Origin of the sequence: Psychrobacter sp. AOP7-B1-24, from assembly GCF_052376215.1 — a bacterium.
Lineage (GTDB): Bacteria > Pseudomonadota > Gammaproteobacteria > Pseudomonadales > Moraxellaceae > Psychrobacter.
On record NZ_JBQSVL010000019.1, the window covers coordinates 17,127 to 36,590 of the forward strand.

Below are 19,464 nucleotides of genomic sequence, written 5' to 3' on the forward strand. Positions count from 1 at the left end.
GGAACTGAGCTAGATACCAGCTGCCAAATAAACTGAAATCCATCGATATCAGGCCTGCCTGCCATTTTTTCCATAATAGGGCCTGCGATCATAAACATGAACATGATGACGAACGTGAAAAGAATAGTGCCTATCGCCTGATCTTTAGATGCTTTTTTTAGATATTCTATAGCTTACATGCTATTCCTTTTCTCATATAAATTCATTACCAACATGACAAAAGCGAATATACTAATGCCAATTCACTGCGTGAGACGTCTCGCGTGATACCTCATAATAGTCATATATCTTACATTAAATGAATGATTGGTAATGCTATGAATACTTTCCCGCTATTTTTTAAACTAGAAGACCGTAAAGTACTTATCATTGGTGGCGGCGATGTAGCACTACGCAAAGCCGATTTACTCAGTCGTGCTGGCACGTCTATCACGGTTTTGGCACCTGATATTTGTGCTGAACTTCAAGCCTTACTATCTAATAGCAAGCATGCACTGATTTATGAAAATTATAATAAAAGCCATATGTCGGGTGCGCGTGTCATTATCGCGGCTACTGATGATGAAAGCTTAAACCATCAAATCCATGCTGATGCCACTGCCCTAAACATTCCAGTTAACGTCGTTGATACGCCGCATTTATGCGACTTCATCTTTCCCGCTATCGTTGACCGTAATCCAATTGTGATTGGCATCTCATCTAACGGTAAAGCACCGGTACTAGCACGTTTGTTACGTGCCCGCCTTGAGACATTGATCCCTCAAGGTTATGGAAAATTGGCCAAATTGGCAGGTGAGTTCCGTACTGAAGTCAAAGCAAAAATCCCGACTCTGACTGGACGTCGACAGTTTTGGGAGCGGGCATTTGAAGGCAAAGTCAGTGAGCTCATGTTTGCTGGTAACGAAACTGAAGCCACTGAGCAGCTACAAGCCGACCTAGATAGCACTGCTGCAGATATTGCCAGTACTGAAGTATCCACTAATACTACTGTAGTGGCTGCTCCTGTGATCGACAACCCAACCTCTTCGGATACTACCACTCCAGTTGGTGAAGTCTATATCGTGGGTGCGGGGCCTGGCGATCCAGAACTATTGACGTTCAAAGCGCTGCGTTTAATGCAGCAAGCAGACATTGTATATTATGATGCGCTGGTCTCACCGCAAGTTTTGGACTTATGTCGCCGTGATGCAGATAAAGTGTTTGTCGGTAAAAAACGCAGCAACCATGCAGTCGCTCAGCTTGGTATCAATGAGCTGTTGGTCAATAGCGCCAAAGAAGGCCGCCGAGTGGTTCGTTTAAAAGGTGGTGACCCGTTTATCTTTGGGCGCGGCGGCGAAGAGATTGAAAGCCTGCGTGCGCATAATGTACCTTACCAAGTCGTACCGGGTATCACTGCTGCCAATGCCGCGGCTAGCTATGCAGGAATTCCACTTACTCATCGTGATCACTCGCAATCGGTACGCTTTGTCACTGGGTTTTTAAAGGCTGGCGCGCCAAACAACAACTTTCAGAGCTTTTTGAATACCGATGAGACGGTTGTGTTTTATATGGGTCTGCACTCTTTACCTCGTTTGACCGAGGGACTGATTGATGCTGGACGTAGTAGCGATACACCTATTGCCATCGTATCCAATGCCAGTATGCCCAATCAGCAAGTATTAACCGGCACACTTGCTACTATCGTTGAATTACAAGCGCAAGCGCAACTACCAACGCCTGCCCTACTTATCATGGGTGATGTCGTTAGCCTGCATGATAGTTTGGCTTGGTACAATCAAAAACATGAGCAAAATATGTCAGGCACCAATAATAACTGGTTACGTGGTGGTACAGCTTCCACGCCAAAATCCGAAACCGCACTAAACCAACCTCATGCTCAACAAGCGCACGCCTTGTCGATGGTGGCAAGCCTTGCCACAGAAGATGGTCCAGAGCAACTGATTGTTGATTAATTTAGGTTATCTGAGCAATTAAAAAGCCACGCTAATCATCATTAGCGTGGCTTTTTGATGCATGGCTTTTAGCTCATTTTTTTGGTTTTTGTTAAAAACCACTCATAAAATAGTATGAAGTTTATAAAGTAGTGTGAAGTGTATAGGGCCAAACGTCATCTCGTGGTTCAACTCTATACCAATATCTCTCTTCTATTATAGTTAAAGGCCTATAAATTAAATGAGCAAAAAAACTGACATAGAGTAAACGCGGCTGTAGCAGTCCTACAACGCTACCCGGTGAAATTTTATGACCGTAAGTAAGTTTGACTCCGTCATGGTTTGAAATAAAACCTGAGCTATGTACCAGTAAGTGATTACGTCTGATTTCGATATAACCTAACAGGTAAATGGTAGTGAAGATTATGATGATGTATTTTTTCATTATTATTTTACACTGTGATTTATCTTTTAATGACTGTCTATAGACGCTGTATATTTGATTCACTTCGTATTAACGTATCGATTTTAATCTATATAGCGCCTATAGTAGACAAAAGATTATACTTTTTTGTTTAGCTATTACTATTCCTCCAGTAGGAAATGACGTTAAATACCCCTCCAAAGACAGAAAAATCGAGATTTTCTTGCTAAAATAATCGCTGCATTACTCTTCCTCATTCAGCCAATTATATTAAGTGCCACTATGCCCGTACTCGCTGCCTCACCACTAACCATTTTGCATACATCCGACTGGCACCTAGGGCGACGGCTTTATGGACATATGCGCTATAACGAGTTTGAAGCTTTTTTAAGCTGGCTTGAAGAGACCATCAGTACGCAAAAAGTCGATGTGTTAATCGTCGCTGGTGATATATTCGACACCATGACACCAAGTAATAGAGCCCAAGCACTGTATTATGAATTTTTGGGTAAGATATCAAACTCTTGCTGCCAACATATCATCATCGTGGCAGGCAATCATGACTCCCCGACATTTTTAGACGCACCCAGTCAGGTCCTAAAGTTTTTGAACGTGCATGTGGTCGGTACGGCTTGTGATGATGTCAACGATGAAGTGCTGTTATTAAATAGTGCTCAAGGCGTGCCCAGTTGTATTGTCGCAGCGGTACCTTATCTGCGCGACCGCGATGTTCGTAGTAGCGGTGCTGGCGAGTCTATGGATAGTAAAGACGCTAGCGTGATTAGTGGGATTTGCGCGCATTATGATGCTGTGGCAGCCATTGCCAAATCGCATCAACAGACCATTGCCGAAACACACAATCGCCATATTCCTATTATTGCTACTGGTCATTTATTTGCCTCAGGTGGTAGCACCACTGCCGATGATGGCGTGCGTGACTTATATATTGGTAACTTAGGGAAAATCTCTGCCGAAATGTTCGATGAGTGCTTTGATTACGTGGCACTGGGTCATTTGCATGTACCACAGCGTGTGGGTGGACGCGAACATATTCGCTATTCCGGCTCACCCATTGCGATGGGGTTTGGTGAAGCCAAGCAGCAAAAACAGGTCTTACTGATACAATTTGGTGCAGCATTAGACGATATTAAAGAGAATATTGATAATAAAAGCCATCATGAAGGTATAAATGAAGCTCCAGCATCGAACCTGAATTCTGATATGGCTCAACTGACCAATACAGCTGCCAAGACTGAGACATCTACACCAGTAGAAAAAACCAAGACCAAAAAGGCAGCCAGTCAAACCGACTTTATGGATGATTTATTTGGTTTTGATGACGCAATAACAGACGAGTCGGTATTAAGCGGAAAGACTAACAACAGCGCTCAAGAAGACATCGGTATTGAAGCAGAGAATAGTAGTGAAGACAACAATACTGAAGAAAAGGCCGCCCAAACAGATATAGCTCAGAGTATCATCGGCATTTCAGAGTCAACGCCTTTAACTTCTGCGTTAACTGCTCAACTACTCCACCATGATGCTGAACGTCAGATGCAAGTGTTATCCTTACCTATTCCAAAATTCCAAAAATTGGCACAAATATCTGGTGATTTACAGCTCATTCAACAGACAATCGACAGCACCATTAAGTCTTTAGCACCGACCGAATCAGTTTGGCTAGAGATTATTTATACTGGCGACGATATCATCAGTGACCTGCGTGAGCAGATTCAAGTTATGGTCGATGGCTTGCCTTGTGAGGTGTTGAAAATCAAAAACCCTCGTACTTACAACAAGGTGTTGAATCAAGAAGCGGCTTCTGAGACCTTACAAGACTTAAATGAGATGCAAGTATTTGAGCGTTGTTTGAGTGCTAATGAGGTAACAGATGCCCAAAAGCTGACCTTACGTGATGCTTACGCACAGATAGTTCATGACATTCATCATAAAGATACACAGGCTGAATAACTAAGCCTTAAGTATCCTTCTTTGAAGCATTAACCCTATTTTAAAATAACAACTGTTCCAATAACGATAAGACCCAACCATGCGCCTAATTGAACTACGACTAAAAAACCTAAACTCGCTAAAAGGTGAATGGCACATCGACTTTACGAATGCCGCTTTTATCAATGAGGGTATATTTGCCATCACAGGGCAGACGGGCGCTGGCAAGACCACCATTTTAGATGCGATTTGTCTGGCGCTATATGCTCAGACACCACGTATTGATTCCATAAGCAAAAGTAGTAATGAAGTCATGACTCGTCAGACTGCTGATTGTTTTTCAGAAGTAGTAATAGAAATTGGCAAAAACCGTTATCGCTGTCATTGGGGTCAACGCCGTGCACGTAATAAGGCGAACGGCAATTTACAAGATGCTACTCATGAAATCGCCAATGCTAATACTGATGAAATGCTGGAAAGTGGCATAAAAAAAACTAAGGCACGTATCCAAGACTTAATTGGTATGGATTTTAACCAGTTTACCCGCTCCATTATGCTGGCACAGGGCAGCTTTGCCGCATTTTTAAAGTCAGATGTTGCTGACAGAGCCGCCATTCTAGAAAAAATTACTGGTACGGCTATTTATGCAGAGATATCGAAAAACGTGTTTGAGAAAAAACGACACGAAGAAACCCAGTTGGCTAAATTACAAGCAGGTATCGACAGCTTGCCGCTATTAAGTGATGAAGATGAGGCGCAGTTACGCGTGGAATTAACCACTCTCAAACAGGAGCAAGCCGCACAGCGCATAACCTTTAAAACAGTGAGTGACCAACTACAGTGGCTAGATAAAGTCGCAGAATTACAGCAAAGCCTGACCCAGTATCAGGGGCGCATGGCAGATGCCGTACAAGCCCAAAAAGCCTTTGTGCCAGAATCCATGCGTTTGGATGCTGCCAATAAAGCATTAGAGATTGACAGTCCATTTAGAGAACTGACTTATAGCCGTAAAAAAGTGCAAGACCTACAGGCAGAAAACACCTCTATCACTCAGGAACTACCAACGCAACAGCAGCATCTTGAGCAAGCCAACAGCGAATTACGCACTGCAACCACCGTAGAGACGAAAGCGACAACAGCGTTAAATGACACCCTACCCATTATTGCAAAAGTGCGGGATCTAGATAACGACATTAATCAGCAAACTCGATTATTAGCAGATGACACTCAACGTAAAAATATACTTGCTACTAGCATGCAAAACTTACGTCAACAAATAGACACACATCAACAAACCGAAAGTGATATTAAAAATCAGCTTAGCCATATAGAAAAATACTTCAGCGACTATCCAGAGCTTAACAATCTAGATAGCGACATACCCACTTTTAATGACAGCTGTATTCGATTAAAAACGCTGTTAACAAGTAATATCAGCCTAACAGCAGACAAAGCCACACAGCATCAGAAAATGCGTGAGCGACAAGACAAGGCGGATACATTATCGAAAAAACTAGAGACAGATAAATCATCAATCTCGCAGCAACGCACGCAACTTGCCAGCTTACAACAGCAGCAGGATGCTATTGTGAAAAATCAATCTGTTGCTAGTATGCGCAGCGAGCAAGAACAGATTGGTAAAATAAGCGCTCATATTGAGCAAGTAGGTTTTAAGCTACAGCATTTATCTGAAATATCTGACCAAATCAATCAGATTGACCTGACACTGCCAGCACTAAATAAAGAGCTGGCTACGTTAGCAGACTCGATTGTCCAACGCCGGTCAGACTTACAAGAGGCTAAATCCAAACAGCAAGAAAAACAGGAGCATCTAAGATTACTCCAGAAAGTCGCCAAGCTTGAAGATTACATCATAGAGCTAGAAGACGGTACGCCCTGCCCGCTTTGCGGCGCGCATGAACATCCTTATGGTAACGATCATCCATTATTAGATAAGCATGTAGACTGTGATAAACCTCAGTCGCAAACGCAACAAACCCAGCAACAAATAGATGAGCTAGGCACGTTCATCGAAAGTATTGAGCAGGCTCTATCTAACGATAATATCAAGCATGCGACAAAACAATCAGCCATCAATAGCGAACAGCAGCAGTTGGCGAACCTGCAGCAACGATCAACCACTCTAGCCAGTGATGCTCAGTCTGTTTTAGTCTCAATTCTGCACACTCAAAATACATATACCCAAGCGCTTGCTGAGATTACCCAGCCACTGACTAAGATGAGTGACTTTTATAAAAGCGCCAATGCCTTTGACACAGCTAATATTAAGCATTTTACCACGATATTAAATCACACCAAGCAGCAACTCAATCAACAAAAACAGTCTACTCATACCATACTAGCTGAATATGATACTCGAGCAGAACAGATCATAGCGCTTAACAGAACGATTGAGGCCGATGAAAAACAGCAACAGGCGCTGATTGATGAGGTAAACAGTATAACGACTGATATAAAATTGATATCACAAAAAATTAAAGGTATAGAGCACCATATTAATGTTAATTTTGCTGAATTGGTGCCTATTATGACGGCGGTCTGCGCGCAAGTAGATAAATATCCCATTGATAAATACAAAGCATATTTGGATACAGCACTCAACAGCGCAGACATTCAAGCAGCACTTTCGCACCTGCATCATAGTATTCAAACGCAGGTAGTATTAAGTAAGACTGAATGTGATACTCATATCAATCAACTACGCCAAAAAAGCAGCGCACTGAAGGAACTAAAACAAATCTTTAATGAGCAAGTCGACCAGCAGCATCAGCTGAATAATAGCTTGAGCAGTATCACCGCACAAATTGATACCAAGCAACAGCAACTAGCAAGTGAAGAAGCCGCACTTCAGCAATTAGATACTTTAATTACTGCTCATACTAAAACGCATCAGCAGTTACAGGCAGAGAGAGAGACGCTATTTTCAGATAAAAATCCTGATCACGAGAGCAATCGATTACACACAGCGCTAGATGAGGCAAAAAACAAGACGGCTATCGTACAACGGCAGGCAGATAACGCCGCACAGTTGCTTAAGCAATCACAATCGCGCGCGCAGCAATTGGCAAACGAGCTTGATATTGCTATGACCACACTTAATGAGCAGCAAACGAATTTTACCGCGTTATTAGCACAATCTCAGTTTACGAGCGAGGCTGATTTTGAGCAGGCACGATTGCCCAAAGAGACGCGTGATGATTTAAAAAATCGCCAGTTTATCATTGAGCAAACATTAAATCAGACCAAAGCGCAATTGCAAGCCACACAGCAATCATTGGATGAACAGCTTGCCAACCCTTTAACTGATGAGCCAAGAGACGTGCTTGCTGGTAAGCAGCATCAGCTACAGACAGAGATAGACACTCGTTTTGGCGCATTGGGTGCTATCGAACAACAGCTCACAACCAATGAACAGCAAAAGACCGTACAGAGCGAGCAGCACACTGCTATCGCTGCACAAAAAGAGACCATGCAAGTATGGCAACAGTTATATGAGCTGATTGGTTCCGCAGATGGCAAAAAATACCGTACCTTTGCGCAAGGTTTAACGTTTCAGGTGATGATTGACCATGCCAATAAACAGCTAGCAAAAATGAGCAATCGCTACTTACTTATTCATGATGCAGACAATGCATTAGAGCTCAATGTCATCGATGATTATCAAGGCGGTGACATCCGCAGTACCAAAAATCTCTCTGGCGGTGAAGGCTTTATTATCAGCCTTGCCTTAGCATTGGGATTGTCACAAATGGCCAGTCAAAATATACGAGTAGACTCGTTATTTTTGGATGAAGGGTTTGGTACACTCGACGAAGAGTCGCTTGATATCGCCCTCGATACGTTAACCAGCTTACAGCAGGAGGGGAAAATAATTGGTATTATCTCTCACGTTCAAGCATTAAAAGAACGTATATTGACGCAAATTAAGGTCGAAAAAATCTCTGGCGGATTTAGCCAAATCAGTGGCCAAGGCTGTCGTAAAGTAATTGCTGAAGATGAAAAATCTGTTAAGTAGATAACGATGGTTATAACCTCTATATTCAAAGAAGTCTAAGTAGTTTTCGGACTATAACGACTGATGAGAAATTTTGTCTATTACGCCTATATAACCATGTGTATGACCATAAAAAACCACCGCTATTTAATAGCAGTGGTTTTTTTGTGCAGGTAAATTATTATTGTTTAGATAACTGGCTACCTATTTACCTACTGCCTATTTCGTGACCAAGCCGCTCAGCTCGCTCATCAACACTGACAATGTTGACAGCGTGATCTGACGATCTGCATCATTGGCATGCAGTTGATCTAACTTTCTCATCTCTGCTATGACAGACTCCAAATGATCTAAATGACGTGAGCGCCACTCGTCAAACGCTTGTTTCGCATCTGGTTTGGATAACATAGCATCCATCAGTAGACGTAAACTGCGTGACAACTCATTCATCAATGCATGGCGGGCACGACGATCCCAATAACCTTGCTGCGGTAAAGTAGCGATGTTATCCGCCATCCAATCTAATTGCAAAACATGATAGGCTTCAAAGTATAGCGTAGCAATTTCATCAACAGGACGCTCATATAATTCTGCTAAGAGGGCTGTATCAAGCGCGTCCACATGATAAGGCATCATAGCAAATAATGCCGCATCACTGTTAGACAGGTCGTCTTGCATCAATTTGGAGGTGTCTTTTTGCAAATATTCTGCAAATTTCTGCTCGATGAAACCATCTGGCTTGGTAAGCTTTTCGACACTATCATTAAATCGGCTGATCATATCAGAGACTTGCAAATCTTGGCCAAAGGCATTGATAAACCAAACAACACCACTCTCAAGTGCATCACGCAGACGTAGCTCAAGGTTTAGCAGTACGGTCGCATCGACTTTATTGTCTAATGATTCGAGCGTTTTCCAAGCTTTTGAGACATCAAAAACATCACGACTAATCGCATAACCACGTACGATGGTTGCGAGTGACTGATCTGTTTCCTCATAGAGACGGAATAATGCTTCGATACCCAGGCGATTAACCACACTATTGGTCAAATACGTACTGATGATTTCACGATGCAAGCGATGTTGAGTCATCTCATCAAAGAAGCGTGAGGCCAACTCATCAGGGAAGTACTTACGCAATTCATTAATGAAGTACGGATCATCTGGTAAGTCAGAAGACAACAAGTTGTCATAGACCCACATTTTGCCATAAGCCATCACGACTGCCAATTCAGGATTGGTTAGACCTGTATTGGATTTTTGACGTTTTGCAATTTCTTCATCAGATGGTAGGTATTCAATCGCACGATCCAGACGTCCCTCACCTTCTAGCATCTGAATAAAGCGTTGATGATCGCTTAGATTTTCTGAAGCTCGAATACGGCTTAGTTCAATTGCTTGAGGTTGCAGGTAGTTTTGGCGTAATACCAACTCTGACACGTTATCGGTCATGCTCTCTAACAGCTCGTTACGCTGCTTTAAGGTCATGTCACCTTGTGCAACCACTTTACCCAATAATATTTTGATATTGACTTCATGATCCGAACAATTAACCCCGCCTGAGTTATCGATAGCATCGGTATAGACACGGCCGCCCGTTTGTGCATATTCGATACGGCCTTGCTGGGTGAATCCTAAGTTACCGCCCTCACCGATCACCGCACAGCGCAGCTCATTGCCGTCAATCCGTAGCGAGTCATTGGCACGGTCACCGACATCAGCATGGGTTTCATTAGCACTTTTAACATACGTACCAATACCACCGTTCCAAATGAGATCAACAGGTGATTTCAATAAGGCACTGATTAAATCATTAGGTGCAAGACTGTCTTCATTAATATCAAAAACAGCTTTCATCTCTGCACTGATGGCAATTTTTTTGTCTTGGCGTGAGAATATACCACCACCTTGGCTGATTAGTGATGCTTCATAATCTGCCCATGATGAGCGTGGCAACTCAAATAAACGTGCGCGCTCGGCATAAGAAGCCGCAGTGTCTGGATTTGGATCAATAAATATATGTAGATGGTTAAAGGCAGCGACCAGCTTGGTATGTGTTGAGAGCAGCATGCCGTTACCGAATACATCACCACTCATATCGCCGATACCGACCACGGTAAAGTCATCACGGTTTTGGATATCCATACCGCGCATACGGAAGTGACGCTTAACCGACTCCCAACCACCACGTGCCGTAATGCCCATTGCTTTGTGATCGTAACCTACTGAACCACCTGAAGCGAAGGCATCGTCAAGCCAGAAATTATATTCTGCTGCTAAGGCATTGGCGATATCAGAGAAAGTCGCTGTCCCTTTATCGGCGGCAACAACTAAGTACGGATCATCTTCATCATGTCTGACAGTATTGGCTGGCGGGACGATTTTTCCATCGACAATATTATCCGTGACGTCGAGCATGCCGCGCAAGAACGTCTGATAACAGGCGATACCTTCTGCTTGAAATGCTTCACGACCATCAGCCATGGATTTGGTTTTGACGATAAATCCACCTTTTGAACCAACGGGTACAATGACTGCGTTTTTCACCATCTGTGCTTTGACTAAGCCAAGCACTTCCGTACGGAAATCTTCCATACGATCTGACCAGCGCAAACCACCACGGGCAACTTTGCCACCACGTAAATGCACGGCTTCTACGCGCGGTGAGTAAACAAATATTTCAAACATCGGTTTTGGTTTTGGCAAGTTCGGTATATCTGCTGCCAAGAACTTAAATGACAAACGGTCTTTGCGTTGACCATTTTCATCTGTTTGATAAAAGTTGGTACGAACCATGGCGTTAATCAAATCTAAATACCAACGTAAGATACGGTCTTCATCTAGACTGTCCACATCTGCTAGCGCTGCGATAATTTTTTCTTGTATTTGCGCAGCTTTCTGTATTCTCTCATCTTCGTTGTGTTTTGGATTCATGCGGGCATTGAACAGGCTGGCTAGTGCCACACTGATATCGCTATTCTTGACCACAGTTTGTTGAATGTAATTGCTAGAGAATGGTGCTCGAGCTTGTAACATATAACGCGATAATGCTCGTAGTAAGACCACGCCATAGGTGTCCAAGTTGGTCGTCAATACCAACTCATTAAAGGAGTCGCTCTCAACTTTTCCAGCCCAAATTTGTTTGAGGCTGTCTTCAAACTGACCACGTACCACTTGCATATTGACAGCATCAACATGCTCAAGCGTCAGCTCATACTCTTGCATCCAAATAGGCTGCTCTGGTAAGTCAAACTCATAGGTTTGTGCTGAGATGACTGATACACCGAAGTTTTCGAGAATCGGCAGTACTTTGGACAAAATAACAGGTTGCTCACGACCATAAAGCTTTAGGTGCAGCTGGTTGCTTGCATCACCCGTTGATTGGTACAAGTGCCAAATCATTGGTTGCTCTGTCGTTAATACAGCCAAACGCTTGGTGTCTTCAACGGCAGTACGAGCATCAAAACGCTCTTGATATGCGGCGGGAATATAATTTAAGAATCGACGATTTAAAGCATTGGCTTGTTGCTCACCGACATTATCGAGCAGTACTTTCTGATAGTTATCAGTCCATGATTGCATCAACTCAGATAATTTAGCCTCAAGCGCAGGTGTGTCAACCTCATTTACTTGACCTGGTACTGTGCGCACATGAACATGTACACGAGCATGTTCAGACTCATTGAATTCAGTGGTAAAGCCAGACGAAGTTCCACCATAAGCGTCTTTTAGTACGTTTTGTACCTTGATACGCAGTTCAGTGTTGAACTTGTCACGTGGAATATAGACCAAACAGGACACAAAACGCTGATAATGATCAATACGGCTGAATAGACGCAGGCTTTTTTTATCTTGTAATTGACTAATGCCTGAAACAATTGGATATAACTCTTCAACGCTGGCTTGAAACAAATCATCACGCGGTAAAGTATTAATAACATGCATCATTTTGTGATGTGCATGACCATCACGTGGCAACTCTGCCATCGCCATTATTTTATTGGCTTTTTCACGCAATAATGGTATTTGTTGTACGGTCAGTTGATACGCTTGTGAGGTTAGCAAGCCAATGAATCGATACTCACCAACCAGCTTACCGTTGTCATCAAATTTATGAATACCCAAAAAATCCATATATACAGGACGATGCACAGGTGATACACGGCTTGATTTAGACAGCATCAATACTCTTGGCTCAGTCAATAGTTGCTTTAATACTTTAGGTAGTTGGCTAAAACTTTGTGATAATTTATCTTCTTCAGAACCACGTAAGAGACCCAAACCGCTATTACCAATAGCAAATAAATCTAAGGCAGTAGGATTCTTATCCACCTCTACTGCTTGTCCACCTTCTAAGCGATACTCTCGATATCCGAGAAATATAAAATGATCGTCTAATACCCAATCTAAAAACGCCTGTATTTCTTGATGAGAATAAAATGCTTCTGGTAACTGTTTATGAGACAGCTCATCTTTAATATGAGTCAACTGTGCTCGCATCTGTGCCCAATCACCAACGACTGTATCTAGCGTATCAATTTTTGCTCGTAGCATCTGCTGTAAAGATTCTAAGTCTTTGTTATCTTGATAAGCAATCTCACAATGAATCAAAGACAGATGAGACGTCGCACTTTCATTGGCACTTTCAATATGCGTAATTTGATCATTATCATCACGTTCAACATTGATAATAATATTATAAGTACGATGAATATCGATACCTTCCGCTTCTAAGCTCATCAAAATTGTATCGACTAGGAAAGGTCGATCATAAGCCACAATTTGAATAACTGTGTGCGAGCTGTGAAAGTGCTGCTCTTCCGCTTTGGGGTTCAACACTGTCAATTGCGGGTAATTGCCTTCATAAGCTTTAAGCAGGGTAAAATGATGCAGCGCCATACCTGCTAGATCAGCATTATTGATATTTTTTGCCACTTCTTGATGCAAAGGTTGGTAGTAGCTATGAATAAAGTGATCAAATAGCGATTTGTCTTTTTGTACGTAACTGGTAGCAATATCGCTTATTTGGCTGATGCGCTCTGTTGCGATACTGAGAGAGTTTGGCATTTTATTTTTTCCTTTTTTATAGGTTTGGTTGATCCATTATTTATGTAAATTAAGTCATGCGTTTACTTACTAATACTGCCTGCATATATTGAATGTTGTTTATGCCGCGATGCAGTATATCCATTTATAAAAATTATTCTGTTTTTTATTACTTTTTTACGTTTCTCCCCTGTTTCTATTTTAATGTCATAGGGCTAAGTGATATTCAAGTGACCCTCACCCCCTTAATTTATTGAAGTGTAACGTAACTAAGGCGCTAGCAGACGTTTGCAACTTCATTTCATGAATTAGCAAGACATCAATAACCTTTTCTAATGAAACAGCTTTCGAATTTATAGGTGACTGCGCACTAGTAGGTGGATACTCATGGCAATCAGTACGACTTTTTTGTTAGAATATGCCGATGTATTTACGAGTGTGTGACTCACTCATTATTAATTTTAACGCTAAGGGCGAGACGTATGATGAATATTTTGGTGATTGGCTCAGGTGGTCGCGAACATGCGCTAGCATGGCAGTGCGCAAAAGACGATAAAGTCGATAATGTTTACGTCGCTCCTGGTAACGCTGGTACTGCACTTGAGCCTAAATGTCAGAATATTACTTTAGAACCAGTCGCTGGTGCTGATGAACACAGTGCTGTAATAAGTTTTTGCCAAGATAATGCTATCGACATGGTTATCATTGGACCAGAAGCACCTTTAGTCACAGGAATCGTTGATGCCTGCCGTGATGCTAATATCAAAGTATGGGGCCCGACTGCTTACTGTGCACAACTAGAAGGCTCAAAAACTTTCGCCAAAGAGTTTATGGCACAGAACAACATTCCAACGGCTGCTTATCAAGGTTTTACAGAAGCAACGGCTGCCAAAGCCTATGTTAGTAAACAAGGCGCGCCAATTGTTATCAAGGCTGATGGTTTAGCGGCTGGTAAAGGCGTCATCGTTGCCGAAACTATCGAGCAAGCACATGAAGCAATCGACGACATGCTAGCAGACAATAAATTTGGGGATGCGGGCAGTCGTGTGGTTATCGAGCAGTTTTTACAAGGCGAAGAAGCCAGCTTTATCTGCATGATTGATGGTGACAACATCTTACCGATGGCAACCAGTCAAGATCATAAGCGAGCCTTTGAAGGTGATACAGGACCGAACACTGGTGGCATGGGTGCCTACTCTCCTGCACCAGTTGTGACTCAGGATGTACATGACAAGGTCATGAGCCAAGTCATTCAGCCGGTGGTTGATGCCATGAAAAATGCTGGACATCCTTATACTGGTTTTTTATATGCGGGACTGATGATTGATGACGCAGGTGATCCTTATGTTATCGAATTCAACTGCCGATTTGGTGATCCAGAGACACAGCCCATTTTGATGCGTCTACAGTCTTCAATGGTAGATTTGGTCGAACAAGGACTGGCTGGTCAATTGCCTAGTGAGGCTAAATGGGATAAACGCCCTGCTCTGGGCATTGTTTTGGCGTCTAAAGGCTATCCAGAAACGTCTTCAAAAGGCGATGTTATTACTGGCTTACCAGCGTTAGGCAGCAATGATGACAATGCTGTGAAAGTATTCCATGCGGGCACTGCATTTTCTGACAGTAATGCTGGAGATTCTGAGAAAGAAGTCATTACCAACGGTGGTCGTGTGCTATGCGTAACGGCATTAGCAGACAATATTGCTGATGCTCAACAAGCAGCACTAGTTGTAACAGGTGCGATTAGTTTTGATGGTGCGCAATATCGCCGTGATATCGGTCACCATGCTGTTACTCGTGAAAACGCTCAATAATTGAGTGGTTTGTCTTAAATTAATAAAAAATTCTGCACTCTATTATTTGACCTAGCATGATGCTAGGTCTTATTTTGTAAGATTAAAAATATAATATTCACGACCGTGCTAGATTTCTAAAATTTAGATTTCTAAAAAGAACTGTTTCTGAAAATACTTGTTTCTACAAAATTATATATTGTAAGACAACGTCGTACAGAGTAACTGCTATTAGTATCATAGAGGCATCAACCAAGTACGCTTTATATGATACAATTTTGTACCTGTATATCGTATCTCCCTTGATTTGTAGTTCCCTTACCCACAAATCAGTACCAACTGACTGAATGATTATATTTATGGCAAATGATACGTCTAAATCGTCTAACAATAAGCAATCAATCGACACTCTAAAAACTTCAGGCTTTGAGCGTCGAATGTCGATCGCCAAAACATCCTTAAATATTGGTCGTCGTTGGGCAGGTAATAGCGTGTCTGGTATGTTCTTAAATAAAGAAGCACGTACAGCGCGCAATCAAGCCTTTATGGAAGAACAAGCCAATTATCTTGCGACAGAACTTGGTAAACTAAAAGGGTCTGTTGTAAAAATTGGTCAAATGTTAGCGATTTATGGCGAGCATATTTTGCCCCCCGAGATCACACGTGCACTGCAAACACTCAATGACAATACCGCCACACTATCATGGCCAACGATTGAACAAACATTACATAAATTGTTGGGCGATAAACTAAATGACCTAAAAGTAGATCCAGTTCCTATTGGTACCGCATCACTTGCTCAAGTTCACCGTGCAACCGTATTAGAAACTGGTGAGCAAGTGGTACTAAAAATACAATACCCTGGTGTGGCAGAAGCCATTAACTCAGATCTGTCCTTGTTTAAACAGCTATTAAAAGTCAGTAATATTGTGCCGCAAACCCGTTCACTTGATGCGTGGTTTGAAGAGATACGCGACCTACTCCATCATGAAGTTGATTACGAAGCGGAAGCGGCGACCACAGAGCGTTTTTATGATCGTCTCAGTCATGATTCACGTTATATAGTGCCTAAAATCAATCGAAACTACTCAAAAAAACGCCTATTGTGTATGTCTTATGAGCCTGGTATTACCGTGGTTTCTGAGGAATTACAGCTATTATCTCATGAACGCCGTAATGCGATTGGTCAAGCCGCTATTGAAATCATGATGCAAGAGATTTTTGTTTGGGGTGAGATGCAAACCGATCCAAATTTTGGAAATTATTTGGTGCGTGTTAGTGATGATCAAGATGACATTGATAAACTAATATTACTAGACTTTGGTGCAATTCGTCAGTTCGATAAACATCTATTGACCATTGCCCATGGTCTATTAAAAGCAGGTTATCGTCATGACCATCAGGCAATGGTACTAGCGATGACTGGTTATGATTTCTTTGATAGCATGAGCGATAAAGTTAGATCGGATGTAGCTTCGCTGTTTTTGCTGGCGACAGAACCCTTTAGTGATCCTAGCATAAACCCAGATATCCCAATCGACAGCTTAGATCAGGATAGTCGTTATATTTGGGCCAACAGTAAACTGCATTCACGTTTATCAACTCAAGCATCAAAAGCCATGCAGTCTTTTGAATTTAATCTCCCACCAAAAGAATTTATGTTCATTAGCCGAAAATTTATTGGCGCGTATACTTTTTTGACAGTTTTGGACGCACATACCTACTCTGATAAGTTGGTAAAGCCTTTTTTATAGATTAAACGACGAACGATTTTTGGACTGCCCTTTAGTGGCAGTTTTTTTATTTATGTTTTTATTTGCTTAGGCTATTTTTCTTCACCAGTATTTTCTATACTCCAACCATCAAACCTTGTCTTATACCCTTTTGGCTTAAACATGCTCAACTCCCAGCATGTCTCTCCACGTGCTAGATACTTCACTTCAAAATGTGTACGCTGACTGTCTGCCGCTACTTTATATCGAGTGTTTGGTAAGCACCATACCTTGGTTGCCTGTTGTTCTGCATTATCCATATAAGCTTCAATATTGGTGACTAGTACGACTTCGCCACCTACCTGCAAGCGTGACAATAGGAACTCAAAGAACGGCATGTTTAGCCACTGCTGATTGGGGTTATGCTGTTCAGGATTGGGATAGAGAATAAAAATTTTCGCCAAGCTGTTTGGTTGGATAGCATGTACTGTCCATGCAATGGCATCAGCATGAATAGCATCTAAGTTCGTTGAACCTTGTAGCGCTGCCAGTTTAGCAAATGCCTCAAATTTGTTACGTGTACGCTCAATCGCTATTAAATGCTTATCAGGGCTCTGTGCTACAAAACTAAGCGCATGCTTGCCCTTCCCTGCTCCAATTTCTAATACCAATGGAATATCATCTTTGTTTTCGTTAATGATTTTTGGAATAATAAAACCACGAGGTGCTGAGAGTTTCTGCGGTTGAAATGCACGCAATTTCTGATGCGTAAGCTCAATATTTTCAGTCATCGACTATCCTTAAAGTATTTGTCTTTTGTCATTATTTGACCACATGCTATTATATAGTTAATTGATTTTAATAGTAGGATCTGTGGTTCACTATTATTTGATATGATTTTATTTTTGCTTAGGCTATTCCTAGTTCTTATATGAGCGGTTTTCATCATTTCCCAATGACATTGAACTGGCTATATTTACTCACGATGTTTATTATATAAAAATCCTCGAGGATACTCTCACACTTATTATGACCGAATCTACTCCCAACCTATCTCCAAAGACCTATCCTTGCCCACGTTGCAACACTCAAACTGCATGGCAGGACAATAAATACAAACCGTTTTGCAGTAAGCAATGCAAACTGATTGATCTAGGTGCCTGGGCAAATGAAGATTACACTTTGCCTGCGGAAACCACGCCTTTCTCTGACGAGCTATAACCCTTAAACTTTTATTCACTTATCATCCTAAGGATGTTTTACATGTCTGCTACTTACTTGATGCCCACTTACAACCGTCAACCGATTAGCTTTACACGCGGTTCAGGCAGTTGGTTATACACAAAAGATGATACGCCTTATTTAGATGCGTTAACTGGTATTGCGGTTTGTGGGCTGGGACATTGCCACCCGCATGTGACTGATGCTATTCAACAGCAAGCATCCATCTTGGTGCATACCAGTAACTTATTCGGTATCGACTGGCAAGAACGTGCAGGAGAAATCCTATGCACTGCCGCTCAGATGGACAGTGTGTTTTTTGCCAATAGTGGTGCTGAAGCCAATGAAGCAGCTTTAAAAATGGCACGATTATATGCACATAAACAAGGATTCAAACGTCCGAAAGTCATCGTTATGGAGCATTCATTCCATGGTCGCACCTTACTCTCATTGTCAGCCACGGCCAATCCAAAGGCACGTGAAGGCTTTTACACATTAGATGAAGACTTTATTCGTGTGCCATTTGGTGACATTGCGGCCATTCATCAAGCGGCACAAGATCACAATGAGATTTGCGCCATTTTTGTAGAGCCTATACAAGGTGAAGGTGGCCTCAATACAGCAGCCAATGGCTTTGCTTATCTTGAAGACTTACAAGCAGAATGTGACGCTCATAACTGGTTGTTTATGATAGATGAGGTACAGACGGGCAATGGTCGTACTGGTAAATATTTCGCTTATCAACACAGCAATGCACGTCCTGATGTACTAACGACGGCTAAAGGATTGGGGAACGGTTTCCCAGTTGGCGCTTGTATGGTAAGTGGCCGTGCTAATGGCTTATTTGGTGCTGGTAGCCATGGCTCAACTTATGGTGGCACGCCACTAGCCAGTCGCGTGGTACATAGTGTGTATGACGTATTGGCCAACAGCGATATTATGAATAATGCAGTCACAGAAGGCCTATTCATACGTGAAACAATAATTGATACACTAGGACAGTATGGCATCAGCAGTCGCGGTGCCGGTATGATGATTGGTATTGTATTACCTGAAGACATGGATTGTAGCCAGCTCGTAAATCGTGCTCGTGATGAACAAAATCTAATAATCAATGTCACAGGTGGTCATGTAATACGCTTATTACCGCCGCTTAATATGGATCGTGAGGACAGCACACAAGTAGCTGAACGCTTGATTGACTTATTAAAACCTTCTTTTTAGAACTTTCTGTTTAAAAGAAGATTTTTAAGGAACGTTATTTAAAGCCAGTTGATAAAATATGCCAATCATACTTTATCAATGGTTAAATATAAAAAAGACATAAGCTTATTGGCTTATGTCTTTTTTTTATGGGTTAATAAGAATATGA

The 19,464-nt window shown here is 42.1% G+C and carries 9 protein-coding genes; 7 read left to right on the forward strand and 2 right to left on the reverse strand.

The features are described from left to right. Nucleotides 1–317: 317 nt before the first annotated feature. The 3 genes from cysG (at nt 318) to ACT3QP_RS06150 (ending at nt 8,341) form a co-directional block, all read left to right on the forward strand. Nucleotides 318–1,952 carry a siroheme synthase CysG gene (cysG, locus tag ACT3QP_RS06140; protein ID WP_444524856.1) on the forward strand — a complete coding sequence of 545 codons (1,635 nt, stop codon included), beginning with the start codon at nt 318–320 and terminating at the stop codon, nt 1,950–1,952. 685 nt (nt 1,953–2,637) lie between these two features. Then, on the forward strand, nt 2,638–4,326 hold the full coding sequence (locus ACT3QP_RS06145; RefSeq protein WP_444524857.1) for an exonuclease SbcCD subunit D C-terminal domain-containing protein: 1,689 nt from the start codon (nt 2,638–2,640) through the stop codon (nt 4,324–4,326). 79 nt (nt 4,327–4,405) lie between these two features. Further along, complete coding sequence (locus ACT3QP_RS06150) at nt 4,406–8,341, forward strand: AAA family ATPase (protein WP_444524858.1); 3,936 nt, start codon at nt 4,406–4,408, stop codon at nt 8,339–8,341. A gap of 198 nt (nt 8,342–8,539) precedes the next feature. On the opposite strand, the gene ACT3QP_RS06155 is transcribed toward ACT3QP_RS06150, so the two are convergent. Then, entirely contained in the window at nt 8,540–13,387 is a 4,848-nt protein-coding gene (locus tag ACT3QP_RS06155) for an NAD-glutamate dehydrogenase (RefSeq protein WP_444524859.1), read from the reverse strand. Nucleotides 13,388–13,851: 464 nt separating this feature from the next. Between ACT3QP_RS06155 and purD the strand changes: the two genes are divergently transcribed. Both purD and ACT3QP_RS06165 read left to right on the forward strand, forming a co-directional pair. Continuing rightward, complete coding sequence (gene purD / locus ACT3QP_RS06160; RefSeq protein WP_192519184.1) at nt 13,852–15,180, forward strand: phosphoribosylamine--glycine ligase; 1,329 nt, start codon at nt 13,852–13,854, stop codon at nt 15,178–15,180. A 338-nt stretch (nt 15,181–15,518) separates the two neighbouring features. Beyond that, a complete protein-coding gene (locus ACT3QP_RS06165; RefSeq protein ID WP_444524860.1) occupies nt 15,519–16,913 on the forward strand; it encodes an ABC1 kinase family protein in 1,395 nt (464 codons plus the stop codon). A gap of 71 nt (nt 16,914–16,984) precedes the next feature. Here the strand turns inward: ACT3QP_RS06165 and ACT3QP_RS06170 are convergent, their stop codons facing one another. Beyond that, entirely contained in the window at nt 16,985–17,662 is a 678-nt protein-coding gene (locus ACT3QP_RS06170; protein ID WP_444524861.1) for an SAM-dependent methyltransferase, read from the reverse strand. Nucleotides 17,663–17,900: 238 nt separating this feature from the next. On the opposite strand from ACT3QP_RS06170, the gene ACT3QP_RS06175 reads away from it, so the two are divergent. Together ACT3QP_RS06175 and ACT3QP_RS06180 are read left to right on the forward strand one after the other, a co-directional pair. Next, a complete protein-coding gene (locus tag ACT3QP_RS06175) occupies nt 17,901–18,092 on the forward strand; it encodes a DNA gyrase inhibitor YacG (RefSeq protein WP_444524862.1) in 192 nt (63 codons plus the stop codon). A 42-nt stretch (nt 18,093–18,134) separates the two neighbouring features. Next, nucleotides 18,135–19,316, forward strand: coding sequence for an aspartate aminotransferase family protein (locus tag ACT3QP_RS06180; protein ID WP_444524863.1), 1,182 nt, complete (start codon nt 18,135–18,137; stop codon nt 19,314–19,316). The last annotated feature ends 148 nt before the right edge of the window (nt 19,317–19,464 follow it).

Bases quoted from the DNA above. Each gene is read 5' to 3' on its own strand.
- purD (WP_192519184.1), top strand. From the start codon at position 13,852: ATGAATATTTTGGTGATTGGCTCAGGTGGTCGCGAACATGCGCTAGCA.
- ACT3QP_RS06165 (WP_444524860.1), top strand. From the start codon at position 15,519: ATGGCAAATGATACGTCTAAATCGTCTAACAATAAGCAATCAATCGAC.
- ACT3QP_RS06180 (WP_444524863.1), top strand. From the start codon at position 18,135: ATGTCTGCTACTTACTTGATGCCCACTTACAACCGTCAACCGATTAGC.
- ACT3QP_RS06170 (WP_444524861.1), bottom strand. From the start codon at position 17,662: ATGACTGAAAATATTGAGCTTACGCATCAGAAATTGCGTGCATTTCAA.
- ACT3QP_RS06150 (WP_444524858.1), top strand. From the start codon at position 4,406: ATGCGCCTAATTGAACTACGACTAAAAAACCTAAACTCGCTAAAAGGT.
- cysG (WP_444524856.1), top strand. From the start codon at position 318: ATGAATACTTTCCCGCTATTTTTTAAACTAGAAGACCGTAAAGTACTT.
- ACT3QP_RS06175 (WP_444524862.1), top strand. From the start codon at position 17,901: ATGACCGAATCTACTCCCAACCTATCTCCAAAGACCTATCCTTGCCCA.
- ACT3QP_RS06145 (WP_444524857.1), top strand. From the start codon at position 2,638: ATGCCCGTACTCGCTGCCTCACCACTAACCATTTTGCATACATCCGAC.
- ACT3QP_RS06155 (WP_444524859.1), bottom strand. From the start codon at position 13,387: ATGCCAAACTCTCTCAGTATCGCAACAGAGCGCATCAGCCAAATAAGC.